The organism is Methylophilus sp. YYY-1 (genome assembly GCF_029132825.1).
GTDB classification, from domain to species: Bacteria; Pseudomonadota; Gammaproteobacteria; order Burkholderiales; family Methylophilaceae; genus Methylophilus; species Methylophilus glucosoxydans.
This window is the reverse complement of sequence record NZ_WOVG01000001.1, coordinates 211,127-237,831: the sequence shown is the minus strand read 5'-3', so window position 1 is coordinate 237,831 and position 26,705 is coordinate 211,127. Positions and strand designations below refer to the sequence as shown.

25 protein-coding genes are annotated in these 26,705 nt (G+C 48.5%); 3 read left to right on the top strand and 22 right to left on the bottom strand.

Annotated elements, in window-relative coordinates; genetic code table 11:
* Positions 1 to 14 precede the first annotated feature (14 nt).
* From GOC95_RS01060 to epsL, 6 genes are all read right to left on the bottom strand, one after another.
* Positions 15 to 731, bottom strand: a complete 717-nt coding sequence (locus tag GOC95_RS01060) for an exosortase C-terminal domain/associated protein EpsI (protein WP_275355111.1) — start codon at positions 729 to 731, stop codon at positions 15 to 17.
* A gap of 7 nt (positions 732 to 738) precedes the next feature.
* Positions 739 to 1,635: an exosortase B gene (xrtB, locus tag GOC95_RS01055; protein WP_275355109.1), complete on the bottom strand. Its 897-nt coding sequence runs from the start codon at positions 1,633 to 1,635 to the stop codon at positions 739 to 741.
* Between the two features lies 1 nt (position 1,636).
* Positions 1,637 to 2,503, bottom strand: coding sequence for a chain length determinant protein tyrosine kinase EpsG (epsG, locus tag GOC95_RS01050; RefSeq protein WP_275355107.1), 867 nt, complete (start codon positions 2,501 to 2,503; stop codon positions 1,637 to 1,639).
* Positions 2,504 to 2,538: 35 nt separating this feature from the next.
* Entirely contained in the window at positions 2,539 to 3,897 is a 1,359-nt protein-coding gene (gene epsF, locus GOC95_RS01045; RefSeq protein WP_275355106.1) for a chain length determinant protein EpsF, read from the bottom strand.
* A gap of 17 nt (positions 3,898 to 3,914) precedes the next feature.
* A complete protein-coding gene (locus tag GOC95_RS01040; protein WP_275355104.1) occupies positions 3,915 to 4,943 on the bottom strand; it encodes an SLBB domain-containing protein in 1,029 nt (342 codons plus the stop codon).
* Positions 4,944 to 5,156: 213 nt separating this feature from the next.
* Positions 5,157 to 6,359: an XrtB/PEP-CTERM-associated polysaccharide biosynthesis outer membrane protein EpsL gene (gene epsL, locus GOC95_RS01035; protein WP_275355102.1), complete on the bottom strand. Its 1,203-nt coding sequence runs from the start codon at positions 6,357 to 6,359 to the stop codon at positions 5,157 to 5,159.
* 339 nt (positions 6,360 to 6,698) lie between these two features.
* On the opposite strand from epsL, the gene GOC95_RS01030 reads away from it, so the two are divergent.
* Positions 6,699 to 8,006 carry an undecaprenyl-phosphate glucose phosphotransferase gene (locus GOC95_RS01030; protein WP_338657585.1) on the top strand — a complete coding sequence of 436 codons (1,308 nt, stop codon included), beginning with the start codon at positions 6,699 to 6,701 and terminating at the stop codon, positions 8,004 to 8,006.
* A gap of 70 nt (positions 8,007 to 8,076) precedes the next feature.
* On the opposite strand, the gene miaA is transcribed toward GOC95_RS01030, so the two are convergent.
* The 8 genes from miaA to GOC95_RS00990 all read right to left on the bottom strand — a co-directional run bounded on the left by miaA (position 8,077) and on the right by GOC95_RS00990 (position 15,412).
* Positions 8,077 to 9,027: a tRNA (adenosine(37)-N6)-dimethylallyltransferase MiaA gene (gene miaA, locus GOC95_RS01025; RefSeq protein ID WP_275355099.1), complete on the bottom strand. Its 951-nt coding sequence runs from the start codon at positions 9,025 to 9,027 to the stop codon at positions 8,077 to 8,079.
* A gap of 38 nt (positions 9,028 to 9,065) precedes the next feature.
* The gene (locus GOC95_RS01020; protein WP_275355098.1) at positions 9,066 to 9,440 is read right to left on the bottom strand and encodes a 4a-hydroxytetrahydrobiopterin dehydratase; all 375 of its coding nucleotides are present in this window, start codon (positions 9,438 to 9,440) and stop codon (positions 9,066 to 9,068) included.
* Positions 9,441 to 9,502: 62 nt separating this feature from the next.
* Entirely contained in the window at positions 9,503 to 10,363 is an 861-nt protein-coding gene (locus tag GOC95_RS01015; protein ID WP_275355096.1) for a triphosphoribosyl-dephospho-CoA synthase, read from the bottom strand.
* Between the two features lie 9 nt (positions 10,364 to 10,372).
* Positions 10,373 to 11,269, bottom strand: coding sequence for a RimK family alpha-L-glutamate ligase (locus tag GOC95_RS01010; RefSeq protein ID WP_275355094.1), 897 nt, complete (start codon positions 11,267 to 11,269; stop codon positions 10,373 to 10,375).
* 76 nt (positions 11,270 to 11,345) lie between these two features.
* Positions 11,346 to 12,341, bottom strand: a complete 996-nt coding sequence (mch, locus tag GOC95_RS01005) for a methenyltetrahydromethanopterin cyclohydrolase (protein WP_275355092.1) — start codon at positions 12,339 to 12,341, stop codon at positions 11,346 to 11,348.
* Positions 12,307 to 13,416, bottom strand: a complete 1,110-nt coding sequence (locus tag GOC95_RS01000; protein WP_275355090.1) for an ATP-grasp domain-containing protein — start codon at positions 13,414 to 13,416, stop codon at positions 12,307 to 12,309. Before GOC95_RS01000 ends, mch begins: the two co-directional genes overlap by 35 nt.
* Positions 13,417 to 13,423: 7 nt before the next feature.
* Positions 13,424 to 14,317 (bottom strand): NAD(P)-dependent methylenetetrahydromethanopterin dehydrogenase, encoded by an 894-nt coding sequence (locus tag GOC95_RS00995; RefSeq protein ID WP_194746816.1) that lies wholly within the window; start codon positions 14,315 to 14,317, stop codon positions 13,424 to 13,426.
* A 120-nt stretch (positions 14,318 to 14,437) separates the two neighbouring features.
* Complete coding sequence (locus GOC95_RS00990; protein WP_275355087.1) at positions 14,438 to 15,412, bottom strand: hypothetical protein; 975 nt, start codon at positions 15,410 to 15,412, stop codon at positions 14,438 to 14,440.
* A 203-nt stretch (positions 15,413 to 15,615) separates the two neighbouring features.
* Here GOC95_RS00990 and ppsA point away from each other — a divergent pair, with 203 nt between their 5' ends.
* Together ppsA and GOC95_RS00980 are read left to right on the top strand one after the other, a co-directional pair.
* Complete coding sequence (gene ppsA / locus GOC95_RS00985) at positions 15,616 to 17,988, top strand: phosphoenolpyruvate synthase (RefSeq protein WP_194746818.1); 2,373 nt, start codon at positions 15,616 to 15,618, stop codon at positions 17,986 to 17,988.
* 44 nt (positions 17,989 to 18,032) lie between these two features.
* Positions 18,033 to 18,836 (top strand): pyruvate, water dikinase regulatory protein, encoded by an 804-nt coding sequence (locus GOC95_RS00980; RefSeq protein WP_275355085.1) that lies wholly within the window; start codon positions 18,033 to 18,035, stop codon positions 18,834 to 18,836.
* Between the two features lie 66 nt (positions 18,837 to 18,902).
* Here the strand turns inward: GOC95_RS00980 and GOC95_RS00975 are convergent, their stop codons facing one another.
* From GOC95_RS00975 to hisC, 8 genes are all read right to left on the bottom strand, one after another.
* Complete coding sequence (locus GOC95_RS00975) at positions 18,903 to 19,595, bottom strand: hypothetical protein (RefSeq protein WP_194746820.1); 693 nt, start codon at positions 19,593 to 19,595, stop codon at positions 18,903 to 18,905.
* Between the two features lie 180 nt (positions 19,596 to 19,775).
* On the bottom strand, positions 19,776 to 20,975 hold the full coding sequence (locus GOC95_RS00970) for a multidrug effflux MFS transporter (RefSeq protein WP_275356370.1): 1,200 nt from the start codon (positions 20,973 to 20,975) through the stop codon (positions 19,776 to 19,778).
* Positions 20,976 to 21,040: 65 nt separating this feature from the next.
* Positions 21,041 to 22,222, bottom strand: a complete 1,182-nt coding sequence (pqqE, locus tag GOC95_RS00965) for a pyrroloquinoline quinone biosynthesis protein PqqE (RefSeq protein WP_194746821.1) — start codon at positions 22,220 to 22,222, stop codon at positions 21,041 to 21,043.
* Between the two features lie 14 nt (positions 22,223 to 22,236).
* On the bottom strand, positions 22,237 to 22,521 hold the full coding sequence (pqqD, locus tag GOC95_RS00960) for a pyrroloquinoline quinone biosynthesis peptide chaperone PqqD (protein WP_194746822.1): 285 nt from the start codon (positions 22,519 to 22,521) through the stop codon (positions 22,237 to 22,239).
* Positions 22,522 to 22,535: 14 nt separating this feature from the next.
* On the bottom strand, positions 22,536 to 23,297 hold the full coding sequence (gene pqqC / locus GOC95_RS00955; RefSeq protein ID WP_275355082.1) for a pyrroloquinoline-quinone synthase PqqC: 762 nt from the start codon (positions 23,295 to 23,297) through the stop codon (positions 22,536 to 22,538).
* Positions 23,298 to 23,306: 9 nt separating this feature from the next.
* Complete coding sequence (pqqB, locus tag GOC95_RS00950) at positions 23,307 to 24,248, bottom strand: pyrroloquinoline quinone biosynthesis protein PqqB (RefSeq protein ID WP_194746824.1); 942 nt, start codon at positions 24,246 to 24,248, stop codon at positions 23,307 to 23,309.
* 251 nt (positions 24,249 to 24,499) lie between these two features.
* Complete coding sequence (locus tag GOC95_RS00945; protein WP_275355079.1) at positions 24,500 to 25,582, bottom strand: 3-deoxy-7-phosphoheptulonate synthase; 1,083 nt, start codon at positions 25,580 to 25,582, stop codon at positions 24,500 to 24,502.
* Positions 25,579 to 26,700 (bottom strand): histidinol-phosphate transaminase, encoded by a 1,122-nt coding sequence (gene hisC, locus GOC95_RS00940; RefSeq protein WP_194746826.1) that lies wholly within the window; start codon positions 26,698 to 26,700, stop codon positions 25,579 to 25,581. Before hisC ends, GOC95_RS00945 begins: the two co-directional genes overlap by 4 nt.
* Positions 26,701 to 26,705 lie beyond the last annotated feature (5 nt).

The window sequence follows — 26,705 nt, the reverse complement described above, 5'->3', positions numbered from 1 at the left end:
AATATTGTTCAACATTAATTAGGTAAAAGTAATCCTGGAGATTGCTGCTCAACAGCGACTACAAAATCAGCGAGAAACTTTTCTTGAATTGCATAAGCTTGCTTTACTTGGGCCTCATCTGCCACGACCATTGAAACACGCACAAGAATGCCATCATCCAAACGACGCTTTAATAATCCATCTTGAATAATCTTAAGGCGCATTTGCAAGCCTGATGTCATGCTACGATCACCCACACGAATCCAGTAGCTGACTGCTTCATAATGATTTTGCCCGTAGTAAAGCTGCTGTTTTCCAAAAACAGAATCTCGACTGCCGAGATTCGTAAACTGTTTCAGTTTAGAATGAATTAGTTGATATCCCTGCGCTGGGTAACAAACATCTGGCTGGTGGATTTTTACATCCTGCCGTTGCTCTTTTGCATAGGCAAGTGCCACCATTACTTGATGCCCCTCTGCATCAGCATAGGTTCGCATGAGAGTGTCGTCATACAGCTGATTAATCAGTGTTTTTTCATCACTTACTACGTTAACTTGTGGCTTCGCTTGCTGTACCTCAACCCAGCTACCAACTACTCTTGGAATTGTTTGTTCAAAGTTGCTCGGCCGCTGGGCATAATGTGTGTCAGGCTTAAGTGACATCGCTAATAAGAGACATACTAAACTGACAACCAAGAACTTGAGCCCGGTGATCAAGCTGATTGAAGGGAGTTTGAGATAAATATCTTTCATAAGACGACTAATCTTGGCTTAACAGACTGTTGATTTTGAATTTTTCTGCCAACTTTTGAATCAGTGAGTCAATCACAATAATTAAAATCAACGCAGTCATAAAAAGCACCATGCCAGAAAAATTGTGCAAGAACCCTTGTCCAGCTTCATCGCCCATGTGATAGGTAATTAAAGCTAGCGTGCACACTCGAAGGACATTGGAAATAAAGGAAACTGGAACAATTAAGACAGCAAGTAATACATTACGCCAAAATGCCTGATGATTGATGACATTGATATATAGTAACCCTATAGCCTCTAGCGTGAATAACGAATTCAGTCCGGCGCATGCATCAGCGACCAACAATTTATATTGCCCAATTTGCAGTATTACTCCTGAGCGTGCAATTGGATAATCCAGCATATAAAGCAGATGGTCTGCAGCATAAGATACTGCAATTTTCATCGGCTGAGTAATGGTATCGATGACCGAAGCAGGCCAAGGAATCAGGAACACAAAGAAAAACAGTGCAAACCAATATTTTAGCGCAGTGTTTGCACTAAAAATAATGCAGATGAATCCACATAAGATAAACACCAATGACAATATAGACAGGATATAAACACTTTGTGAATAGCCCACCAAATATAACGCCGCACCAGCAACAATAAAAGGCCAACCAAGATATGGATTAGGTTTAAAGTTGTTCTGCTTCTCAAGAATTTGTTTGGTCTTGAAATAAAAGAACCAAACGCCTATGGCTAACACTATGGGTCCATGCGACTGAGTATCTGTGTTCCATACGGTCACAAAAAGGTCATAAAAGACCGGAACAAACAAAATCAGAACTGCCAGTATTACTGCAATATAACCGAGTAACTTTGAGTTTGGCCCTCTAGGGGAAGTTGCGGTCGATACAACCATACTAACCTGCATTCAATGCTATTTGCACATCTATGCCCAAACTACGACATTCCTCATAGGCTTCTTGAGTATCTTTTAATGCAGTTTTATTTTGCAACGTTGAAATGAGCACGCCCCCCACCTTTTTTGCCACAATCTGAGCATCGGAGGATGCTAATATCGGAGAAGTGTTCAAAATAATCACATCGTAGTGCTCTGCAAACACTTTTAGCAAGTCATCAAGCGCCTCTTTATTAAGCAATTCTTGTGGATTGGGTGGCGTTGCACCTGCGCTGAGAATACTCAAGTTTAGCAATGATGGAATTCTGACGACAACATCGGTAGAGGCTCGACCAACCAGAATATCTGATAAACCTTGGTTGTTACTTAATCTAAATAATTTATGCTGTGTTGGTTGGCGCAGGTTCGCGTCAATCAATAATGTCCGCTCACCTAATTGGGAGAAAACGATTGCCAGGTTTGCGGCCAGTAAGCTTGCTCCATCCTCTTCAGTGGCTGAAGATATCGCAATGCTTTTAAAACCTCGTTCAAACCAGCGTAAAATCAGTTGAGTTCGTAAAGAGCGTAAAGACTCGACTTCTTTGGAGAATGGGTCAAAAGCTGCAATCAGCCCTGAATTAAAGGATGCTTTATCAGGTGTCAGATATGGATAGTCAAACTGATAAGATAACGCTTGATTGATATCCTCCATTGTGACAAAACCCAAAGCCATAGCGGCTTCACCAAACCGCATGGCCTTTTCCTTTTGAAACTTCAGAATACGTTCAGCATCTTTATCCGTAATTTTTCCCATATCAAGCAATAAATGCCCAATACTGGAAGAGACTGTCTTTAACGTTGATTTGTTGTCTGTTTCAATAATATTCATACAAGATCACTTTTGCCTGATAAATAGTGTTATCGCTAATTTGCGATAGGAATCGTTTTGATATGGTATTCGTACACAGGAATATTCAAGCCCAACAGATCGTCTTTGCTACGGATGCGACGATCCATTAATTCTGCGAGGATGGCGAACAAACAGCCCAATAATGATCCAATAATCAAGGAAAATGGTGCAATTAATAAAATGCTTGGATTACTCGGATTTAAAGGTGGTACTGCAGGCTCAAGGATTGAGATGTCGCCTTGAGTAGACTGCCCTTCAAGCGCAGTCTGACTGAACCGATTGTTCACAGATTCAAGCGCCACTTCTGCAATCTGCACTTCTTTTTCGAGTACCGACAAATCTGAGCGAGATCTGTTAAGTTCAAGTACCTTTTGCTTTTGTTTTTCAAGTTGAAATTTCAAATCGCCAAGACGTTGAGAGTTAATGCTGGCACTGTTACTTAAACTTACTACAGCACGATCAACTTCAGCATTTAGCTGACTTCTCAATTTAGCTACTTCAGCTTCAGCCGAAATATAAGATGGGTGATTTTTACTATAGCGTTGTCCCATTTCGGCTAATTTGGATTCAGCTGTAGCTAAACTCATTCGCAAATTCTGAACCACAGGATTTTGAACAACATCAGGAGACTCACTCATATTTTTCGAAGCATCATTTCTTCTTGAGTTTGCGTCAATAGATTGCGATTGCGCCAAGCTATACTGAGAAGATAAATCTCTCAACTTGGACGTTTCAACATCATAAGCATCCTGAATGCTTGTGATGCCATGTTTCTGCTGATAGTCTGACAATCTGTCTTGTGCAGCTTTAAGATTGTCATGAAGTACCTTCGTTTGTTCAGACAGATATTGAGAAGCTTTGATAGCAGGATCAATTTTTAATTTTAGACTAAGATTGATATATGACTCGGCGTATGCATTTGCCATTGTGGCGGCAAATACGGGGTCCACGCCTTTGTAGCCGATGCTAATCACACTACTTTCTTTAGATGGGATAACGTCAAGCTTTTGCTCTAGTAAATCTGCCAACCACTCATTAATGTCTGCTTGCTTACCTTTTGTTGCACTAGCAAACTGCTCTTGTAAGGCTTTAACTTCTGTTAGTTGTAACCGCTTGATGACATCTAGCGTCACATTTTTACTTTGAATAATGTCTACCTGTGTAGCCATATAGCCTGGCATCAACTGTGCTGGCATTGATAGCCCTGTGACGGGATCAACACCCTTGTAATTTAGGATAATAGTCGTTGCCGCCTTATAACTTTTAGGAAATAACAAACTGACCAAGCATGCTGTTAACAACGTTATCACAGCAATCGCAATGATCATTTTGTAACGCGCAAGAAGTATCTGCACAAATTGAGAAAAATTCATAAACTACCCTTTTTTGATTACAACAGGCTTTCTTCGATAAACAATACATCTTCATCCTGCAAGGTTCCCGACAAATCAGGTGCTTGTTTTACTGTTGCTCCCTCAGAATTTTTTCTATGAAGTTTGACTGAACGTTGCGTACCTCGCACTGTTAAACCCCCAGCCTTTGCAATTGCCTGCATAACTGTCATATTTTTATCTATCTTGTACATTCCAGGACGTTGCACTTCGCCATAAATATACACCTGTGGTGCTTTGGGAACGTAAATAACATCACCAGGCATCAACTCTTTATTCAAGGCACTAGCAGGCGATCTGAAGAGTTCATCAATGTTGATTTCTTGAGTCACTGCACTACCGGAACGCTGAGTTGTAAAATAAAGTGTTTCCCCACCAGCTTCGGTAGATCCTCCCGCCAAGGCGACAAAATCACTGATTTTGCGTGTTCCACCTTGAATACCATATTTACCGGGACGTAAAACCTGGCCGGTTACAGCCACGTCGCGCATACTCACGTAAATTGTTTCGCCACCTGTCAGTCTGATGTCTTGATCATTTAGGTTGCGATGTTCAATCACCTCATGTAAATCATACTCGCTGCGTTTGTCACCACGCACAACCGTAATGATTTCGGAGGCCTCAGCATTGAGTCCACCAGCTTCTGCCAACATATCTTTCACATCAGTTGGTCTGGTGATTGGATAACGGCCTGGCTTGAGCACTCCACCTAACACAGAGACTGTTTTACTCATAAACTCCAATACAAGCACCGAAACTTGTGGATTGGCGATAAAGCCGCCACGTTTTAACTGTTCTGCAATGCGCTTTTCACTTTCGATGGTAGTTAAACCACCCACCTTGACCTCACCAATTAAAGGCATCGTCAATACGCCATCCTCTGAAACACGTGTCTCACGCATTAAATCTGCATCGCCATACACTGTGACTCTGACATAATCCCCTGCACCAAGGGTATAGTCTGCATGGGCCAATGTTGAAACTACTAATATTAAAATGGTTGAGAGTAACTTAAAAAACTGTTTCATAAGCGATGAACTCTTTTCGTCGTTAATAATTAAATACGTATTACGGCAACTTTAATGCAAGTTTAATTGGATATTTAAAAAATATTAATTCAACAGATAGATTTAATTTGTCATTAAACCCATTGTTTGTGACATATTTCTTAAATTTCAGGTTTTTAAGAAGAATTAAGTATTAGCGCTAATCTTGGAATGTTATCCCTAACAAATAATTAATCAGATCTTTAAATCGACCATAACGCTCGTAGTGAGATCTTCGTAGTCAAAACTGTTATAAGAGGTACTTGCGTTTCGACTTGATCGGCTAGTGTTTAAAGTCAAACCGACATTTTTAATTGGCCGCCATGATAACGAAGCAGAGATGCTCTTTTCGTCATCATTTCTTGAAGCTGCTGTCAACAACACTCGTTTTTTGAAATCACGCTCTGCAAGGCGACCATTTAAGGAGATTGTAATTTTTTCCGAATATAAATAATTAAACCCTAGAGTTGCGGAATCAGTCAGGCTGTATGTACTATATTCAGTCTCAAAGGGACTTGCTGAGCGAGTCAAATCAATACTGGCTCTGATCTTTCCAGTTAAAAGCACATCGTAACGTACATACCCAATCCAGACATCATAGTTACGCACTGTAAAATTGTCATACTCTCTTGATAAGTGTCCAATTTTACTTGTAAGGTTGCTTTTACCAGTGGGTTTCAACACGAAGTCAAGTTCAAACTCATTCTCACTAAATCCATTATCGAACAGTGCATTAGGATTTAATGCGCGATCAAACTTACCATCTCGGTTATGGGCGAGAAAGCTTAAATTACTGCCCGAGGCAAAGTTATATTTTGCACCATAATCTAATGCTGTCGCTTTATATTGCGCAATTGCGTTAAAGGTTTGACTGTTTTGAACGTCTGACTCTGTTAGTCCGGCAATTAATGCCCAAACCTTATATGGAGAGTATTCAGCTCTAAATTGATTGACGTCGGTTGTCCTAATGTTTTGTGTAAGCAAACGAAAATCACTAAACCCATTCAAAGTCTTATTTCTGCTTGTTGACAAGGTGCCAGTCAAAGCTGGAGTCAACGACCATAGCCATTTTGCATCGTAATTAATTGCATCAAAATCCAGAAAAGTACTATTTTGATACTTGTAATCTACATATGAAATGTCAGCAATAATACGTTGTAAAGAATATGTTTTATCAAGCTTGATACCCGCAGTATAGGTCGTAATTTGGTCAGATGTTTGATTATTTTTAACTCTAAATAAGTTGTCATCATAAGCACGACTTACAGAGGTATTGAATTGCAAAGTATCAAACTCATCAGCAACGACGTTGACTGAAGCAATACCAAACGAAAAAGCAAGCCAACATTGTAAAGCGGGATTTATTCTGATTTTTTGTGATTGCTTGTGTGATGACATAATTTAAGCAACTTCGATTAGATACTTGGCTTACATTCTAACCTGTAAATCTGGATTTATTACTACAGAAATTTAACTTTTTGATAATCGTTTTATTATCTTGACCTTGGCGCGTAAACTCCTCAGTGAAAGAAAAATATATTTTTATCATCATCCCTTTAGTTTTCTTACCAATTGGTAATTGCTGACTTTGTTTAATTTGGTTAAACTCAAATCGATACCCAGAACTTAGAAATCATGAAAAAAACAATCAAACCTCCAATCAGAACCATTGCTGGACTCTCTTCTGGCCCACGCAGCCCGCTTTATTTTGTAGAGTCGATTGTCGAGCCGCTGATTATGGTTTTTTTCATGTGGGGAATTTTTATCTATTTTGAAGACCGTATACCGATCTCTATCTTCTTCACCTCAATTCTTTTGTTTTCGGTCACATTTCCAAGTGGCGCAAAAATACGGTTAGGTTTTTGGAAAATGTCGCGGGATGTCATTTTTCAGTGGTTATTGTTGGCAAGCATGGTGCTGATCTTTGCCGAAATCACTGGTTACATGTCGCTATTTACGCCTCAAATCATTTATACATGGCTAATCGGTACACCTATTGCGCAGATTCTGGGCCTGACGGCTCTCAAAGAGCTTTCGCCATTCTTCATCCGTTTGCAGGGGCCTGCCAAAAACGCAGTGATCATTGGCCTCAATGAACAAGGCTTGGTTGTTGCCAATAATTTACTGGCTGATGAATATAGCCGTGTCAACGTATTGGGCTTTTTTGAGGACCGTGCGCCTGAGCGCGCCCCCCAGAATCATGGCTTTGAGATCTTAGGCGCCTTGACTGATATCCCTCTCTACTGCAAGTCACACCAGATACATACTATTTATATTGCGCTGCCGATGTCTAGCCATCCTCGCATTTTGAAACTGCTGGATGACTTGAAAGATACCACCGCCTCAATTTATTTTGTGCCTGATATTTTTGTCACAGATTTGATTCAGGGCCGGGTTTCCGACGTGAATGGCATTCCTGTGGTTTCTGTTTGCGAAACGCCGTTTACAGGGGTGGACGGCATGATTAAACGCACGGCAGACATTTTGTTTTCATTAATTGTACTGATATTAATCTCCCCAATCTTGCTGATTATCGCAGCGGGGGTAAAACTCACCTCCCCAGGTCCGGTGATATTCAAGCAGCGCCGTTACGGGTTGGATGGCCAGGAGATTCTGGTGTATAAGTTCCGCTCAATGACCGTGACTGAGGATGGCACCAAAGTGACGCAAGCGACTAAAAATGACCAGCGCATCACGCCCCTGGGTGCTTTTTTGCGCAAAACATCACTGGATGAGTTGCCTCAGTTTATTAATGTGCTGCAAGGACGCATGAGTGTTGTTGGGCCACGCCCTCATGCGGTGGCGCATAATGAAGAGTACCGCAAACTGATTAAAGGCTATATGGTGCGCCATAAGGTCAAGCCTGGGATTACCGGCTGGGCGCAGGTCAACGGCTTTCGTGGCGAGACTGACACCTTGGAAAAAATGGAGCAGCGGGTACATTACGATTTGGAGTACTTGCGCAACTGGAGCCCTCGTCTGGATATGTTGATCGTGGCAAAAACCGTTTGGTTGACCGCCGTGGGACAAGACAGCGCCTATTAAATAGGTTCTGGAATAGTAAAAAAGCCTGACATCCTTGTCAGGCTTTTTTGTTTCAAACATCAATCAACAATTAGAGATGCGATTTTATCTTTGTCAGCATCTGATTTATCCAATCCTGACTTAGGCAATCCAGGACCTCGACATCATCCATACCACGTAACCAGGTGAGTTGGCGCTTCGCCAATTGCCGCGTCGCGTAGACGCCATGATCAGCCAAGGTGGGCAGGTCAATCTCGCCATTGAGGTGCTGCAACACCTGACGGTAACCGACGCAACGCATGCTTGGTGTCTCGGTGGTGAGTTGCGGATAGGCACTGAGCAAGCCTTGAACCTCCTCAATAAAGCCTTGTTTCAGCATGGCTTGAAAACGATCGGCAATGCGCTGATGCAAGACACTGCGATCGCTAGGCATGAGGGCGATTTTGAGGATATCAAACGGTAGCGTGACTTTTTCGGACTGCGCGCGCAGGGCGCTCATGGGCTGACCACTGATGCGATACACTTCCAAGGCACGCTCGATGCGTTGCGAGTCAGTGGTATGGATTTTGGCAGCCACGCTGGAGTCTATGCTGGCTAATTGGGCATGCATGGCTGGCCAGCCAACCGCGCTTGCTTCAGCTTCGATTTGCGCGCGGATGACAGGGTCCGCCGGCGGCAAGTCGCTCAAGCCATGTTGCAAGGCGTTGAAATAAAGCATGGTGCCGCCCACGAGCACCGGGATGCGTCCGTTGGCGGTGGCAGTGTGCATGAGCGCTAACGCATCCTTGGCAAATTGGGCGGCGGAATACTGCTCCAGTGGCGTGATTAAATCGATTAAATGGTGTGGCGCCTGGCGCAAGGTCTCGGCATCGGGTTTGGCGGTGCCAATGTCCATGCCGCGATAGACGAGCGCAGAATCGACACTGATGATTTCCACCGGAAAGCGCTGGGCTAGCGCAATGGTGGCGGCTGTTTTGCCACTAGCCGTCGGGCCCATAAAAAAGATCGCTGGCGGTAGATGGCTTTTATCTGGGGCAGGCATACAACAACATCAACAATGAAGATTAAACGTAAAAACAGTTATTGGTCGTATTTGACGTAACTAAAGCGGAGGTCATCTTGTGGTGTGCCCTCTAAGGCTGAGCCTGCTTGCTGAGCAGGTTGCCATTGAATCACCTCTTCAATTTTTCTGGCGAGTTCTATGTCTTTCATCGTGATGCCTTTTGCGCTGTGCGTGCATAACTTGACGATGACAAAGGCATAAGAAACCGTCAGGTCAGGATGGTGCCAAGCCGCTTCTGCTAGATGACCGATGGTGTTAACCACCATCAGCGTCCCTTTCCAGCTATTGGTTTTATATTTGCGGCGTATCCAGCCCTCTTCATAGTACCAATGCGGCAAAGAGCTACTCAAAAGTTGTTGAATTTCCTGCTCGGTGAATAATTGCTCGGACATACGCGGCTCCAGACTGACTAAATCATGTCAATCCTGTAGTATACCGCAGGTCAGGCATTGACTTATAGGGTGTGGGCGCCGGTTGTTTGCATGGTTGCCAACATGGCTGTGATGACCGTTAAATCCGCACTGGTGCCCGGATTTAAGCGCTCCGCTTTCAGTGATTGATCCCAGGCCAGCAATGCAGGCAGGTAGGTTTTAGGATTATCTAGCGCCAGCAGTGCCTGATAATGCTGCCCGGCGGTAGTTTGCACCTCATGCGCTGTCTGCAAGCCATATTTGCGCACAATATGACTATCCGGCACGCTGGAAAGCCAGTACAAATAAGCCGCCGTCAACGCCCAGGCGGGACGTTCCCAGCGTTGGCATTGTTCAAGATAAAGGGGCAGCGCTTCCTCAAACAGACGGGCATAGCCCTCATTATATTGACGGCCGATTTCATCCTGCGCGCTGGCCAGTTGCATGGCTTGCAACAAGGTAATCTGTGGCGCTTCTGAGACATCATGCTCACTGCGCTGCCCCATGCCGGCCGGATTCACCAGACGAATCCCGGCATAGACCGCTGCCGCATCCTCCACAGTGGTCTGCTGCAAGACTTGCTGCAAGCCGGTCTTTAACGGCAAAGCCGCATAATCCACCGTAGCCTGCACCAGCGGCGCGGCCAACAAGACAATCCCCAGATTAGTATTACAACCGACTTGGGTGTAGGTGGCCTGCAAGGCCTGCAAAACACGTTGCCCAAGGCTGCGCTTGCCAAATTGCGCATCGTCACACAGCGCAGGTGCCGAGACATGTGCGCTCTCAACGAAATGCTGGACCTGCATGCCATGACCATCAGCAAAAATATGCACATTGCCGGGCTTGAGCGCTTCGAGCTCGGCCAGGCAAGCCTGCAAATAAGCGGTTTGAATCTGTGTATTCATCTGCATCATTTAAGCATCAGCCAGCTGTAACAAATCATTGACCAGCACATCCGCGATGTCAAACGAGGTAATACTTTGCAGCCCACGCCAGGCCGGGATACTGTTAACCTCGATCACCCACAATTTGCCATGTTTATCCCGCATCACGTCGACCCCGGCATAGGCGATATTCACGGCCTGTGCAGCGCGCACGCCAATGTCAGCCACATCCTGTTCGTCACAGGCACTGCAACGTGCACCACGCGCCACATTATGCAACCAGCTGTCACCTTGCCGCTGCATCACGGCAATCGGCTCCCCGCGCACCACAAACACACGGTAATCATGCTGGTAAGGCCCGCACTCAATTTTTTCCTGCAAGTAATACACGCCATCAACGAAAGGGTCTTGCGGCAAGGCAAACTGCTGACGGCTTTCGATGAGACGCACGCCTTTGCCTTGCGAGCCAAACAACGGCTTGATCACCAGCGCTTTTCCAGTATCCAGTGCCTGCTGCATCAACATATGCGCAATGTGCCGATGCTCACAAACCCAAGTAGCTGGCGTCGCCACGCCCTGCTCTGCCAAAAATTGACTGGTGAGCCCTTTATCCACCGTGGTTTCGATGGCACGTGCCGAGTTATAAATGACCATGCCCTGCCGCTGCAAAGTATGCAGCAGGTTCATGCGCGTAATAATTTGTTGTGTCGTGCCTGCGGCTACCCCACGCACAAAGGCCATGGGGGCTGGTTGGGTCAAGCCGGGGATATGAATCAGCACCTGCTGATTGGCGATACTCAGATGACAGCTATCCAGTGACACCATCAGCGCTTGCCAGCCACGACGGGCAAACGCCTGAGCCAAGCTCTGGCCATGCCAGCCACCGGCCTGGGCCACTTCGTCAGTAAAAATGGGAACAACTTGCATAAGGTTTGCACGATGACGCAGGTACGGGTTTTGAGATCCGACGCCTGCGTTCAGAACATATTAAATCACTTTAGATTTAGCTACCAAAAGATTGATTTAAAAGATCTTCATTGAATTTTCCAGCAAAGAATGTGCGGCCCGTTTTTACATTGCTGACACTGACTTTGGCCGGAGAGAATAACATCGGGTCAATCTGGTAAAAGTCCATATTCACCGCTTTAAATACCTCAGCAAAAGGACGACCATAGTCTTTGGAGGCGGAAGAAGGTAATTGTGTTGCCAGGGCTTCCGCGGCAGCATCGTCCGTATTCACAAACAACTGCACAAAGCCACCGAACAAAATCGCATCATTGGTGCGGCCCATGCCGACGATAAAGTCTGGCGATGGTGCAGGCACCGGCGCAATCCCGTATCCATCCACAATGGCAGACAAATCAAAATGCAAGGCGTGACATTTATGCAAGGCTACTTCGAGCACGCGCGCAGTCACTTGTAATGAACCGGCTACACTGCGTGTAGGCGTCAGGATAAAGGTGAGTTTATTCGCCGGAAGCCCGGTGTCTTTGGATACTTTTTCAATCACGGCGGCAGGCGGCACCTTGTCAGTTTCAAGGACCAATACCGATTGCTCACCCTGGTCGCGGTAATTGATGTCTTTAAACACCTCTTCACGCTGTGCAATCGCCCGTGCAGGACCGCTACCCAGCGAAAAGAATTTTTCATGGGACAGCGCCCAGCCGGCATACTGGCTGCCCAGGCAGGCAATCACCGGTTGTTTGGCCGTGACCACCACACTTAATGGCCAGTTGGCAAATTGCGGCACATGGCGCAAGGCCACATTACCGAGTCCGCCCATACAGATTTCAGCAATCAGGCGACCGGCTTCCAATCCTCCAGGGACTTGAATGCCGGCATCGACGATGGTTGCCCCTGTCTCGTGGGTGGATACCGCACAGCCCAAGGCGGCTGCATTGGCAACCAGCTCAGCAACTAGCGGTGCGCTGTAGCGTTGAACGCTAATGCTTGACGGTTGCTCATTAGTGGATATTGAATTCGATGTGCTTGCAGACATACGTCCCCCATAATTTTTCAAGTTGTGTTTTTTGGTCTTGCAAGGCCGCGCGCACTCCGCACGCAGTCTCTGCTTCAGCATAAAGACTGCACACCGGTTGTCCGGCTGCAATCTCATGGGTTGTTGGCCGATCTTCTACCCATTCTGGCCAGTCGAGTGAACCGACCGTGATAGCCTGTTGGGCATAAACCATGCAATGGCTGGCGTAGCCTGCCGGTCGCTTCAGTGCAGGCCCCTGCGCTTGCTGGCAACTGGCCAGATGTGCCTGTATCAGAGGCATCTGGCTATACAATCGCATGCTGGCACTGAGTCGTGGATTGATCTCGAGCACATGTAAAGTGTCCTCTACCCAGATCGCATCCAGGCTATTCAAACCAACCAAATTTAACTTTGGCAGCAGTGCGTTCAAAAGTTGCTGCGCTGCCGCCCATATTTTTTCATCGTGCAGACGGCTCGCGCCGGCATAGGTAAAGCCGCCGGGACGCTGTTTAAGCGCATGTACGCCAATCAGCTCGCATGCTTTCGACTGGGCGATAAACAACAGACCAACGGCCTGGCCCGCTTGAAAAGCTTGCCAATAGGCTTGGTCAAAAGCTGCAGACGGCCCTGTCGCTGCGAAATCATCAATCTGCACATGCCCGCCACCGCATGCTCCGATCTGTTTATACAGCCAAGTGCCAGAAACCGGCTTTTGCCTTGTCACCATGGGCGATGCTACGCCGCTGCGCTCACAAGTCTGCTGCAATACTAACGGATCCTTCACCTGCATCACGACCTCGGCAGCATTGGCGTACACCGGATAGCGCTCGCACAATGCTTGATACGCTTTTGTATTGGCTTCAAATCCTGAACCGAACACGACGGCCTCTGGCGCAAACGCATCGAGTTGCGCAAACAGGTCGGCCATCACATGTGCAGCCCCTGGGTTGTCAAACCCTGGCCAGATAAAACAGGCTTGTGCGGCTTGTCGCGTCTCGGCATCCGCAAACGCGTCCACAGCCAACACGTCAAAGCCCTCACGTCGTGCCATCTGGCTATAAATGCGTGCACTGTGCGACAAAATGGCCAACCGCAAGCGCAGCCTATTCTACGTGCGCACAGGCATATTCATATGCCTCGTGATAGTCAATGTGCATCGGGCTCTCGCTCTGCAACATTTGCTCCAGCAATTTATTCTGGGTGACATATTTGAGCTGACCAATCGCCAGCGCACCAAAACCGGCCACTTGCGTGCCTTCAATCATGCCACCATTCGAGAAGGTGTCGACGCCTTCAATGCCAGACGGCGGTACGGCATTGACATCAGCAACCACCTTCAGTGTTTTGGAGTTGGCAAAATGACGCACCTCCAGCACGCGCACGCCAGCCGGGGTTGCGCACAAAGCCACGCTGGCCTCGTTCAACACCGCCATTTTCGCAGCTTCATTGCTACCATCCACCACTTGCAATTTGACGTCGTAACTGGTCGACAACTTGTCCACATAAGCCTGCATGCTCGCGATTTCGGCATGGGCCACCATTAGCACCGTTGCGCCCTGGCGTGCCGCGATCAATGCCGCGGTAGAACCTACCGTGCCACTGGCGCCAAAAATGGCGACTTTTTCCTTGCCCAGGCCGCTGCCGGACTTTTGCAAGTAAAAATCAACCTTGGCCAACATGGCTGCAGCGGTTGTAAACGCGCCAGAGGGATCGGAAAAGGTATGACACTCAAAAGGTTTGAACATGGCACTACGTGCCTGCTTCTGCATTTCAAGCGCCACTTGAATATCACGGCCGCCAAAAAACAAGGCCTGTTGCTTGAGGCCACTCGGACTGCGGGAGAAAATGGCATCCTGAGTCAATGGAATGATTTCATTCAGGGTGACGTCGGTATAAGAAATAATTTTTTCATAGCCTGCATCAAATGCCATATTGACATCAAATGGACTCGCATTTTTTGCGGCTGTAAACAAATGCATAATGCTGGTTTTCTTCATTGTTCCCCCTGAAACCGTTTGTTAAATAGATTCAGGCTCAAATATACACACTAAGAGCCCCGTTCAAAATCAAGAGCAGACCGTGAAAATTGTAACTTTTCAAAATTATCTTAATAAAAGTTAATCGACAGATGCCTTGACCTCAATCAAGGCTGGCGAATTTATGGCTGCGGTGACGATAAACCCCAGTGCAGGCCGATCTTCATACCGGGCAAGCAATTGCATCTGCAAGGCTACCGCTGCTGCACGCGTTGGTAATAATACAAATCCGGTCGGCCCCCAGGAGGTTTGCCCCAAGCCACGATGCCCCTGCGCTTTGAGCTGCTCCAAAATCTGGCTGACGCCTTGGCTGGCGTAGAGGCCACCCTGGGCCGGGGCAAAATACTCGGCATTGTAGGCTTGCAAATCGCCTACAAACTGACTGAATGCAGCAAAATCCTGTTCGATCAAGGCAGGCAGCCCGTGACTGAGCAGTTGCTGCTGTATCGCCTGGGTGGCTGCGGCCGATTGCGGGGCCAATTGTTGGAATGCTGTTTTTTCACCTTGCCCATGCAGGCCATCGCGGCTATTGTCGGTGATTAGCAAAAAATGCCAGTCTTGCGGAAACGCATGCCTAACCAGAATGGGAGGCACCACGGTATGCGGGCCACGGCCGCCATCGACAATCAGGCCGCCCTGAACAAAGGTACCAATGCCTATGCCCGAACGACCACCACGCTGATGCAAGGCTGCAATGTGCGATTCAGTGAGTGTGTGAGCAAACAGGTGATTGAGGGCGACGCCAATGGCGAGGGCCATCTGCGTGCCTGAGCCCAGCCCACCATGGCGAGGGATTGCCTGCTGTATATTCAGATTGACGGCTTGTTGCACGCCAAGCGCAGCCAGATGACGGTGTACAATGGCAGCGGCCCAGCTGTCCAGTGGCGCAGACTGTGGACCGATACTGGCAGTCAGCGCGGTTTGAAAGGCATCGATCGCCACCCCCATGCTACCAAACCGGCGCGTATCGTCCGCACCGAGGTTAAAAAAACCCAGGTGCAAACGCCCATAAGTGGCCACACTGACCGAACGATCGACAGGGATCTGAGCATTCATGGCATTAATATTATTTAGTGTGAAAAAAATTATTTCACGTCTTTGACGTTGACGTGACATTAAAACATGATTTTGGCATAATGCACGGAATAAAAGTCATTCTATAATCAGACGATGTCTGGCAAACGGCCTCTATTTATCGAATTCAATCCATTGCATTTCGCGATAGATTATCACCAGTTTTAAATCATTAAGGGTTTTATATGGTAAGTCATGTTATTCCATTTGAGAATCTACGAAACACCGATGTGCCATCCGTGGGCGGCAAGAACGCTTCACTGGGTGAAATGATTTCTCAGCTCTCTGCCAAAGGTGTGCGCGTTCCGACTGGTTTTGCAACGACCGCAGATGCCTACCGTGAATTTTTAGCGCAAGGCGGACTGAACAACAAGATTAACGATTTGCTAGACAAGCTAAATGCTGATGACACGCAAGAACTGGCTCGCGTAGGCGCGCAAATTCGCCAATGGATCATGGAAGCCGAGTTCCCCCCTGTCCTGCAGGCGGCGATTGCTGACAATTATGCCAAATTGATTGAAAAATCAGCGCCAGGGACCACGTTTGCGGTGCGCTCTTCTGCAACCGCTGAAGATTTGCCTGATGCTTCTTTTGCCGGTCAGCAAGAATCCTTCCTCAACATTCATGGCCTGGACAACATCAACCACGCCATCAAGGAAGTGTTTGCTTCTTTATATAACGACCGTGCTATCTCCTACCGTGTACACAAAGGCTTTGTGCACGCCGATGTTGCCTTGTCTGCGGGTGTGCAGCAAATGGTACGTTCAGACATTGGCTGTGCCGGTGTCATGTTTACCATTGATACTGAATCCGGCCACCGTGATGTCGCGTTCATCACCTCGTCTTATGGGTTGGGTGAAACGGTGGTGCAAGGCGCGGTCAACCCGGATGAGTTTTATGTACATAAGCCATTGCTGGCGCAAGGCAAGCCAGCCATTGTGCGTCGCACCATGGGCTCAAAACTGATCAAGATGATATTCTCGGATGCGACACAAGCCGGCAAATCCACCCATACCGTGGAAGTTGATCCAGCTGAAAGCAACCGTTACTCCCTGACTGATGCGGACATTCTGGAATTGGCCGGCTATGCCATGACGATTGAACAGCATTATGGCTGTCCAATGGATATTGAATGGGGTAAAAACGGTCTGGATAACAAACTGTACATCCTGCAAGCCCGTCCTGAAACAGTGAAATCCCAGGAAGCGGCCAACAACGTCACAGAAACCTTCAAGCTGCAAAAACACGCCTCCGTGCCAGTGGTCGCCGGTCGTGCCGTGACGCAAAAAGTAGGCGTGGGTCCAGTGCGTATCGTGCTGGATCCCTCTGAAATGCATGAAGTACAGCCAGGGGATGTTCTGGTTGCCGACATGACTGACCCGAACTGGGAACCCGTCATGAAGCGCGCCAGCGCCTTGGTCACTAACCGTGGCGGCCGCACTTGCCACGCAGCGATTATTGCACGTGAACTGGGCATTCCAGCGATCGTAGGCTCGGTCAACGCGACTGACCTGTTGCGCGATGGCGAGATTGTGACGGTGTCTTGTGCAGAAGGTGAAACCGGCTTTGTCTATCACGGTGCGCTGGACTATGAAGTGTCTACGCAATCCAATAGCGAGCTGTCCAAACCACCTTGCAAGATCATGATGAACGTTGGCAACCCGGATATGGCGTTTACCTTTGCGCAAACCCCAAATGACGGTGTAGGTCTGGCCCGCCTGGAATTTGTGATTAACAACATGGTTGGCATTCACCCGAAAGCCATCCTGAACGTTGACGCTATGCCGGCAGCCATACAGGCGACGATCAAGAACCGTGCCCGCGGCTATGCCAGCCCCAAACAGTTCTACATCGACAAAGTGGCCGAAGGCGTGGCGACCATTGCCGCTGCTTTCTATCCAAAACCAGTGATTGTGCGTACTTCAGACTTCAAGTCTAACGAATACAAAAAACTGGTCGGTGGCGACATTTATGAACCCGATGAAGAAAACCCAATGATTGGTTTCCGTGGTGCAGCACGCTACATGGCTGAAGACTTTAAAGAGTGTTTTGCCATGGAATGCCAGGCCATGAAAAAAGTACGTGATGAAATGGGCTTGTCCAATGTTGAGTTGATGATTCCGTTTGTTCGCACGCTGGAAGAAGCGCGTGCCGTGACCGAAATCATGGCAGCCAATGGCCTGAAGCGCGGCGAAAATGGTCTGCGCCTGATCATGATGTGTGAAATTCCGGCCAACGCCTTGCTGGCAGAGCAGTTCCTGGAGTACTTTGATGGCTTCTCCATCGGCTCCAATGACCTGACACAGCTGACATTGGGCATGGACCGTGACTCAGGCATCCTGGCCGATGGGTTTGACGAGCGTAATGATGCAGTGAAAGTGCTGTTGAAGATGGCCATCAATACCTGCAACCGTCTGGGCAAATACGTCGGGATTTGCGGTCAGGGTCCTTCTGACCACGAAGACTTTGCTGAGTGGTTGGTCGCCGAAGGCATCCAATCCGTGTCGCTGAATCCGGACACCGTGGTTGCGACCTGGCAACGTCTGACAAAAAAATAAGCAGTCAGTATTAAAACAGCATTTGACTTGAGGCACCTACCTGTATGAATCACCGTTCTGTATTTATTATTTCTGATGGTACGGGGATTACGGCGGGTGCCTTGAGCAAGCTGCTCGAGCATTTTCCAAACACACAATTCACCACGACCCGACTGCCTTTCACCGATAACGATGAAAGAGTACAAGCCGCGTTTGAACATATCCAACGAGTGGCTGAGCAGGACGGGATTCGTCCTATCGTCATTATGTCCATCGGTAACGGTGAGCATCGTAATCATTTAAAGCAAGCCAACGCTTACTTTATTGACCTGTTCCATCGCTTTATCTACCCGCTGGGATCCGAGCTTAACCAAGAGCCTCTGACTGGCGCCAGCATTGCTTATAGCGTCAAAGGGCAAAGTTATCTTGAGCGCATGGAGGCGATTAACTTCACGCTAAACCACGACGATGGCATGACTAACTCGGGGCTGGATGAAGCGGATGTGATTCTGATCGGGGTTTCTCGTTGCGGGAAAACACCGACGAGTATTTACCTGGCCATGCAGTTTGGTATCAAGGCGGCCAATTATCCATTGATTCCAGAAGACTTTGAACGCGGTGCCCTGCCCGCGGCTTTACAAAAAAACCTGGACAAAATTTTTGGTCTGACCATCAAACCTGAGCGTCTGCACTCTGTGCGTAACGAGCGCCGTCCAGACAGCTTTTATGCCTCCATGGATAACTGCCGTAAGGAAATCGAAATTGCCGAAGGCATGATGCGTAAGGCTGGCATTCCATGGGCGGACTCGACGAGCCGCTCGATTGAAGAGCTGGCAGCATTGATCCTGCAAAAAATTCGCCAGCGTTAAGCTGGCGTTTTTTTGTTACTTTTCCCCAATATCAGGGATGATGCAGCCAAATAGCGACTTAGGCAATTAAGCCGCCATGGCCATATCACGTGATTGGCTCACAGCAGGCTTGGCTGGTGCAGATTGCGGTTTGAGCATATCTGCACGCCAGAAATAATAAAACTCGCGCGAAACACTCAAGAAGGTATGCTGGGAACCCAGCGCATTGAACAGAGGCAGATTGCGATCGACCATTTGGCGATAGCTGTGTGATTGCTTGTACGACACATGACGCAACGAAAGTAGCAGACATTTGGCCATGCGCATGCGCTCCTTGAATACCGATGGCTCGTAACCACGCATCAGTATCACCTGCTCAAATGCATCTATTGTTTGTTTTTCCTGGCTATTCAATACGGTTTTATCCAACTCATACCAATGCTTGAACAGCTCATCCTGCGTGACGGTGGTCACCGGTGTTGTGCCACTAAAGACTTTCGCCTGGCTCATGGCGGCAATCGCCTTGATGTCGCGTACCCAAAACGAGAAAAACTCACGAATCACCGGTAAGACCGTTGGAATCTCTGCCGGATCAATACTGGCAATAAAGCGGTCTACGGCCTGACGATAATGGCTACCATCTGCAGGAATATCTTTCAAAAATGCACTTAACCGAACAATGACAAATTCACGCTGTACCAGAACACGTTGGCTGACGCCCTGACCTGTCAGCAGCCTGACATACGCTTTTTGCGCTTCTTGTTCGCGGTTCATTTCCATATTTGACTCCCACTATTTCTTTTTAGGATCACTCACTTAAGGCAAGTGTTTACAGCTTTATCTTAAAACAGCTGTGGGTGTATCAAACATGCGATCAAATCGGGAAATGCCCTATATTTCAGCGTATCGCCGTACCCTCCCTGGTAAAGTAATCAGAGAAAAGTGACGATGAAGCTCACATTAAGCGCTGACCTTTAATCTACGCACGAAAAACAGCAACAACGCGCTGACGCCTGTCATTGCGAGCATGGCGGAGGCAAGCGTCAAGGGTGAGTGCCATACCAATGGCACCACCAATGCCGAACTCAAGGTAGAACAGAGCATTTGCATAAATGCCTGTGCCGAGGCAGCCGTCCCCCGTAATTTTGGATAACAATCCAGCGCGGCAATGGATAGCACCGGCATGGCCGTAGCCATGCCGATATTGAATAAGGCAATAGGTAAAATGGCTAACCACCAGGCCTCATGCAGCTGATCACTTGCCGCCACTTGCACGCAGACATTCAATATTGCAATGGCGACCATCCAGGCAAATGCCCAGCGTAACAGCCTGGCCGCAGCGACCTTACCCGCTGTATAGCGAGAAATCCATGAGCCCAGCATCATTCCGGTGACCGTAGGAATAAACAGGTAGCCAAATTGCTGGCTATTTAAATGCAGATGTTTGACCAGAAACACCGGGCTGGCCAGCACATAAATAAAAAACGCCGAAAAATTCAGACCGAGGCAGGTGATCAGGCATAGAAACAGCCGGTTCTTAAGCATTTGCCCATAGGTGTGGGCGATACCAGCCACTGAAAAAGCAATGCGTTTTTCTGGGGTAACGGTCTCGGGAAGATGACGCACCGCCATCCATAGGGCAACCGCCGCATATAATGCCAGAAAGAGAAAAATGGCTTGCCAATGGATGCCTAGCAATACGCCACCCAGAATGGGGGCCACCGCAGGCGCAATGCCAAAGAGCAATTGTACCGTGGCCATCACCCGTTGCGCTTGTGGCCCGTCAAACAGGTCGCGCACCATCGCGCGTGCCACGGTGTTACCTGCCCCGCCACTGACGCCCTGTAGCGCGCGGAACAGCCATAAGGTCTGCACGTTTGGTGCAAATGCACAACCCAGGCTGGCCAGCATAAAAATCGCCAGGCCCCATTTGATCGTGGTAATGCGTCCAATCGCATCTGAAATCGCGCCATGACATAGCGTCATCACAGCATAAGGGAGCAGATATAAAGTCAAACTCTGCTGGATCGCCAGCTCATCTGTGCCGAATTCAGCGGCCATCACATGAAAGGCTGGCAGATAAGTGTCAATAGCAAACGGCGCTAAAGCAGCGAGCATGGCCAGCACAAGGACCAAAAGAGAAGCACGGGAAAGCAAAATAAATACCCTTTTAAAAAGCAAAGGTGCCAACAGGCACCTTTGACATTATGCAGGCGAGCAAGGCATCAAGGCAATGCGTGAAACTGCTCAATACGCTCTTTATCGCCTTCTACATATTTCTTGGAATTTTTATCGTTACGGAAAATGATCGGTTGCTCACGTAACAAAGGGTTTTCCGAATCCTTGATTGCTTCATCAATTAAATGGCGATGCGGTGACTTGGTGCAGACCGGATCAGCAGCCTCAGCATCGCCACTCAGCAAATAAGACTGGCAGCGGCAGCCACCGAGGTCTTTTTCTTTTTCATCGCAACTGCGGCAAGGTTCCTTGAGCCAATCCATGCCACGATATTTGTTGAAGGCTGGCGATTCATTCCAGGCCCACTCCAGCCCATGTTCCCGCACATTCGGGAAGGTCAGTCCGGGCAGCGCACGCGCCGAGTGGCAAGGCAATACGTCGCCATTGGCGGTGACGATCATAAACACCTCGCCCCAGCCGTTCATGCATTTTTTAGGTCTATCGGCAAAATAATCCGGCACGACAAAAAATACTTTCATCTTGTTGCCTACCCGCTCACGAAAAGCGTTGGTCATGCGCTCGGCCTCTGCCAGCTGTTCGCGCGTCGGCATCAGCTGACTGCGGTTAACCAGGCTCCAACCATAATATTGCGTATTGGCCAGCTCGACGTAATCGGCCCCCAGCGCTTCGGCCATCTCAAGAATCTTGTCGACATGCCCAATGTTGTAGCGGTGAATCACCACATTTAACACCATGGGATAGCCATGATCTTTGATCATGGCCGCGACTTTTTTCTTGAGTTCGAAGGTTTTGGTGTTTGTAATGAAGTTGTTGATTTCTTCAGTGATATCGTGCATGGATAACTGAATATGATCCAGGCCGCCTTCTTTAAAGGCCTGAATGCGTTTTTCGGTCAGCCCAACGCCAGAAGTAATCAGGTTGCTGTAGTAGCCCAGCTTATGCGCTTCTGCCACAATTTCTTCAATATCATCGCGTAACAAAGGCTCCCCGCCGGAGATGCCCAGCTGTATGGCGCCCATTTTTCTGGCTTCCCGCAAGGCTCTGATCCACTCCTCGGTGCTTAATTCGTTTTTGGTATGTTTGTCATAATCGGTCGGGTTATAACAGAAGGCGCAATGCAATGGACAGCGATAGGTGATTTCCGCCAGCAACCATAAAGGCTGTTTGCGCGTCACGCTGGATGCTACACCGTTATTCATTTGTGCCATGTTGTTACCTTTGCTTAATTGATTTTGCGTAGCCAGGCTTTACCCAACGCCAGGTCAAACATGCCGACGATATCGGATTCAATATCTTCCGCGTCGGGAAACGTGGCCTTCAGATCAGCCACGATCTCACCGACACTGGTCTTGCCATCCACACGTTTCAGAATTTCGCCTGCGCCACCATGCAATTTGACCATGCCTTCAGGAAACAGAATGACATAACTCTGTTGTGCCTCTTCCCATTGAAAGCGATGATGCAAGGCAATGGCGTAAATATCTGAATGTTGAATGTTGTTTTCCATCACAATGCTTTCGCTTATCTGAATTTAATCACGGGCTGACGGGTATAGTCGCGGTCTTCAACCTTGACTTGTGTAGAGGCCAGCATGATGGCATCAGCAATCACCCACAAGACATCCAGCTTGAATTGCAGAATGTCCAGCGCACGCAACTGCATGTCACGGCTGACACTGAAATAATCCAGCGTAATATCCAGGCCCTGCTCAACGTCACGACGGGCTTCGGTCAAACGCTTTTTAAAGTAAATAAAGCCTTCTTCTTTTACCCACGGATACATGGTGGGCCAGGAACTGATGCGTTGCTGGTGGATGTGTGGTGCAAATAATTCGGTGAGGCTGGAGCAGACACTTTCTTGCCAAGGGCGCTGACGGGCAAAGTTCACATAGGCATCTACCGCAAAACGGACGCCAGGTGACACCAGCTCGAGTGAGGTCACCTGTTCACGTGTCAGGCCCACGGCCTCCCCCAGTTTGACCCAAGCCTCGATGCCGCCCTCAGACCCTTCATAGCCATCATGGTCCGTAATCCGGTGAATCCAGCCTTTACGCACTTCTTTATCCGGGCAGTTAGACATGATAGCCGCATCTTTTTGCGGGATCATGATCTGGTAGTAATAGCGGTTGGCAACCCAGCATTGCAGTTGCTCTTTACTCAACTTGCCCTCATACATCAACATATGCAGTGGGTGATAGATATGATAGCCCTGCCCTTTTTCACGGAGTTTGGCTTCAAACTCCTCACGGGACCATGGCAAGTTATCGTGGCTGACTGCGTTCATAATGCTCTCCTATAGAATGATGTCCATGCCGTCATACGCCACCTCGATCTTGTGATCGGACAGAATGGCGCGTTCGGCGGAATCTTCCCTTAAAATGGGGTTGGTATTGTTGATATGAATCAGTACCTTGCGCACTGCCTTATCCGTACCAAACTTGTCCAACTCTTCTATCATGCCGCCTGGGCCAGACTGGGGATTATGACCGATGCTACGCGCAGTCTTGGTCATCAAGCCCATATCCAGCATTTCAGTATTGGTCCAAAAAGTGCCATCGACCATAATGCAATCCGCCTGGTGCATCAGTGGTGGTAAATGCGGCTCAATTTCTGCCAGCCCTGGGGAATACCAGCACTTTTTGCCTGTGGTGATTTCTTCAATCAATACGCCTATGGTATCGCCCGGATGCGGGTCATTGCGGTGTGGCGAATATGGTGGCGCTGCGCTCTTTAAGGCCACGGCAGTAAACCGCAGATTGGGCACGTTGGGAATCTCAAAACTGTGCGCATGGCTGATATCACTGGCATCAATCGGGATTTCATGATGATTGACGCCACAATAATGGCCCAGAATATTCAGAATCTGGTTGCCAGAGGTCAAGTCGCCATAGACGGCCTGTGTACAATAAATCTCACGCTTGACCTGGCCTTCACGCAACATGAACAAGCCTGTCGTGTGGTCAATTTGCGCATCAATCAAAATGATCGCCTGGATGCCTGAGTCACGAATGGCGCGCCCAGGTTGCAACGGTGGAAACTCCTGGATCTGCTGCAATACATCTGGGGAGGCATTGAACAACACCCAGTCGATGCCATTACTGGAGACACAGATGGATGATTGCGTACGGCGTTTGGCCTTGATCGTGCCTTTACGCAGACCATCACAGTTCTGACAATTACAATTCCACTGCGGAAAGCCCCCGCCTGCCCCGGCACCTAAAACATGTATATGCATAATCGCTCGTTATTCCATTGGATCTTCTAATCGTGTTGTACCGCTGCATCATACAACAATTCTGTGTTTGCACTTGCAGCAACAGCTTGCCACTTGTTCATCAGTAAGACTGGCATCATACGCATGCGTTGCAGTCAGAGCCTGCTACTCACAATGATTCCCCCCTCATGATTATCATGAGCACTCAGGTTTTGCTCGCAAATGGGCGTAAAAAAGCCGTGCCCTCGAGCACGGCGGATGTTCAGAGAGGCTTATTCCTCAGCAGCGCGCTTAGCACGCCGGACTTTCACGGCTGCGGCCAGTGTCTCCAGCACGGAGACCGAGTCGTCCCAACCCAGACAGGCATCCGTGATCGATTGACCATAATTCAGGCTGCAGCCAGGCGTATGATCCTGACGGCCTTCATTGAGATGCGACTCCAGCATAACGCCTATGATCCGGGCATCGCCGCCAGCAATTTGCGTCGCGACATCATCGACCACGACCATCTGGTTTTTATACAGTTTTTGGCTATTGCCATGACTGCAATCCACCATTAAAACAGGCGCCAGCCCCGCTTCAGCCAATTGATCACACACAGCCGCAATGCTGTTTGCATCGTAGTTAGGGGTTTTGCCACCGCGCAGAATCACGTGGCAGTCTTCATTGCCCTTGGTTGCAAAAATCGCCGACTCGCCTTCTTTTGTGACTGACAGGAAATGATGCGGGCTGGCAGCGGCCTTGATCGCATCAATCGCGACTTTGGCACCGCCATCGGTACCATTTTTAAAGCCCACCGGGCAGGACAAGCCAGAGGCTAGTTCACGGTGGATTTGCGACTCGGTCGTACGGGCGCCAATCGCGCCCCAGCTGACCAGGTCTGCCGTATATTGCGGGGAAACCACATCCAGAAACTCGGTGGCGGCTGGCATGCCGATTTCATTTACATCGAGCAAAAATCGGCGAGCTTTTTCCAAGCCCAAATTAATGTCGTAAGTACCATCGAGATGCGGATCGTTGATAAGTCCCTTCCAGCCAACTGTTGTACGCGGCTTTTCAAAATAGACCCGCATCACAATGAGCAACTCGTTGCCCAGGCGCTGACGAACGTCAAGCAGACGCCTGGCGTACTCCATGCCCGCCTCGGTATCATGAATAGAGCATGGCCCAACGATGACCAGCAAGCGGTCATCGCCCTGATGCAGAATCTGGTGAATGGCCGTGCGCGTCTGCAGGATATTTTGTGTGCTCACCGTGCTTTCCTGCAGGCGTGACAACAGCTCTGCAGGTTTGATGAGCGGTTTAACTTCCAGCACCCTGACGTCGTCGGTGGCTAATTTTTCGTATGCAGTCATGACTTTAAAATCTTTTCCAGCACGTCCAGAAAACGTGCATTCTCGCTAAACAGGCCGATGCTGACGCGCAGATAATCCGGCATTTCATAGTTGGCCACCGGCCGCACAATCACGCCATGCTTGAGCAAGGCCTGATTAACGGCACCCGCATTGGTCACCTTAAAGCTGACAAAGTTGCCGAATGACGGGATATAACTCAAGCCTAATTGCGTCAGGCCTTGGGTAATTTGCGCCATCCCGGCCTGATTGGCGGCATAGCTGCGCGCCACAAAGTCGTCATCTTGCAAAGACACTGTCGCTGCAATTTGTGCCAGATTATTCACATTGAATGGCTGCCGTACCCGATTCATCAAATCAGCCAGGCTGGCATGCATCAGACCAAAGCCAACGCGTAATCCGGCCAAACCATAGGCTTTGGAAAAAGTACGCGAAATGATCAGGTTTTCAAACTCGCTTAGCCAGCCAATCGCTTCAGATTTGTCCGTGGCTGACAGATACTCGTCATAGGCTTCATCCAATACCACCAGAATATTTTTAGGCACCTGGCGTAGAAAATCCTTTAATATTGCTTTAGGAATCAATGTACCCGTTGGATTATTTGGGTTTGCCACGAAAATCAGTTTGGTTTTAGGTGTCATAGCACCTAAAAAACCAGGCAAATCATGACCAAAGTCGATGGCGGGCACCACCACACCAGTGGCACCAACGGCCTGTGTCACCAAGGGATACACGGCAAACGCATGTTGCGAATAAATCACCTCATCGCCTGCAGACAAAAATGCGCGCGCCGCTAATTCCAGAATATCATTCGAACCATTGCCAAACACAATTTGCGAGGGAGCGACGCCATACTTGTGGCTTACGGCATCGCGCAAAGCAAAGCTATTACCATCAGGATAACGCGCGATGTCATCAATGGCCTCTTCTACCGCCATTTGCGCCTTGGGGCTCATGCCCAGCGGGTTTTCATTCGATGCCAATTTGACAATATCGGCTTCGTTAAGGCCCATCTCGCGAGCGAGTTCACTGATCGGTTTACCGCCTTGGTAAGGCGCAATCGCACGAATATTGGCAGGCGCCAAAGCAGACAAAATAGTATCGCTGGATAAGTCAGACATAATCG

What these genes read in the sequence shown, in the direction of transcription:
- GOC95_RS01060 (WP_275355111.1), bottom strand. Translation starts at nt 731, where the DNA reads ATGAAAGATATTTATCTCAAACTCCCTTCAATCAGCTTGATCACCGGG.
- xrtB (WP_275355109.1), bottom strand. Translation starts at nt 1,635, where the DNA reads ATGGTTGTATCGACCGCAACTTCCCCTAGAGGGCCAAACTCAAAGTTA.
- epsG (WP_275355107.1), bottom strand. Translation starts at nt 2,503, where the DNA reads ATGAATATTATTGAAACAGACAACAAATCAACGTTAAAGACAGTCTCT.
- epsF (WP_275355106.1), bottom strand. Translation starts at nt 3,897, where the DNA reads ATGAATTTTTCTCAATTTGTGCAGATACTTCTTGCGCGTTACAAAATG.
- GOC95_RS01040 (WP_275355104.1), bottom strand. Translation starts at nt 4,943, where the DNA reads ATGAAACAGTTTTTTAAGTTACTCTCAACCATTTTAATATTAGTAGTT.
- epsL (WP_275355102.1), bottom strand. Translation starts at nt 6,359, where the DNA reads ATGTCATCACACAAGCAATCACAAAAAATCAGAATAAATCCCGCTTTA.
- GOC95_RS01030 (WP_338657585.1), top strand. Translation starts at nt 6,699, where the DNA reads ATGGTTTTTTTCATGTGGGGAATTTTTATCTATTTTGAAGACCGTATA.
- miaA (WP_275355099.1), bottom strand. Translation starts at nt 9,027, where the DNA reads ATGCCTGCCCCAGATAAAAGCCATCTACCGCCAGCGATCTTTTTTATG.
- GOC95_RS01020 (WP_275355098.1), bottom strand. Translation starts at nt 9,440, where the DNA reads ATGTCCGAGCAATTATTCACCGAGCAGGAAATTCAACAACTTTTGAGT.
- GOC95_RS01015 (WP_275355096.1), bottom strand. Translation starts at nt 10,363, where the DNA reads ATGAATACACAGATTCAAACCGCTTATTTGCAGGCTTGCCTGGCCGAG.
- GOC95_RS01010 (WP_275355094.1), bottom strand. Translation starts at nt 11,269, where the DNA reads ATGCAAGTTGTTCCCATTTTTACTGACGAAGTGGCCCAGGCCGGTGGC.
- mch (WP_275355092.1), bottom strand. Translation starts at nt 12,341, where the DNA reads ATGTCTGCAAGCACATCGAATTCAATATCCACTAATGAGCAACCGTCA.
- GOC95_RS00995 (WP_194746816.1), bottom strand. Translation starts at nt 14,317, where the DNA reads ATGAAGAAAACCAGCATTATGCATTTGTTTACAGCCGCAAAAAATGCG.
- GOC95_RS00990 (WP_275355087.1), bottom strand. Translation starts at nt 15,412, where the DNA reads ATGAATGCTCAGATCCCTGTCGATCGTTCGGTCAGTGTGGCCACTTAT.
- ppsA (WP_194746818.1), top strand. Translation starts at nt 15,616, where the DNA reads ATGGTAAGTCATGTTATTCCATTTGAGAATCTACGAAACACCGATGTG.
- GOC95_RS00980 (WP_275355085.1), top strand. Translation starts at nt 18,033, where the DNA reads ATGAATCACCGTTCTGTATTTATTATTTCTGATGGTACGGGGATTACG.
- GOC95_RS00975 (WP_194746820.1), bottom strand. Translation starts at nt 19,595, where the DNA reads ATGGAAATGAACCGCGAACAAGAAGCGCAAAAAGCGTATGTCAGGCTG.
- pqqE (WP_194746821.1), bottom strand. Translation starts at nt 22,222, where the DNA reads ATGGCACAAATGAATAACGGTGTAGCATCCAGCGTGACGCGCAAACAG.
- pqqD (WP_194746822.1), bottom strand. Translation starts at nt 22,521, where the DNA reads ATGGAAAACAACATTCAACATTCAGATATTTACGCCATTGCCTTGCAT.
- pqqC (WP_275355082.1), bottom strand. Translation starts at nt 23,297, where the DNA reads ATGAACGCAGTCAGCCACGATAACTTGCCATGGTCCCGTGAGGAGTTT.
- pqqB (WP_194746824.1), bottom strand. Translation starts at nt 24,248, where the DNA reads ATGCATATACATGTTTTAGGTGCCGGGGCAGGCGGGGGCTTTCCGCAG.
- GOC95_RS00945 (WP_275355079.1), bottom strand. Translation starts at nt 25,582, where the DNA reads ATGACTGCATACGAAAAATTAGCCACCGACGACGTCAGGGTGCTGGAA.
- hisC (WP_194746826.1), bottom strand. Translation starts at nt 26,700, where the DNA reads ATGTCTGACTTATCCAGCGATACTATTTTGTCTGCTTTGGCGCCTGCC.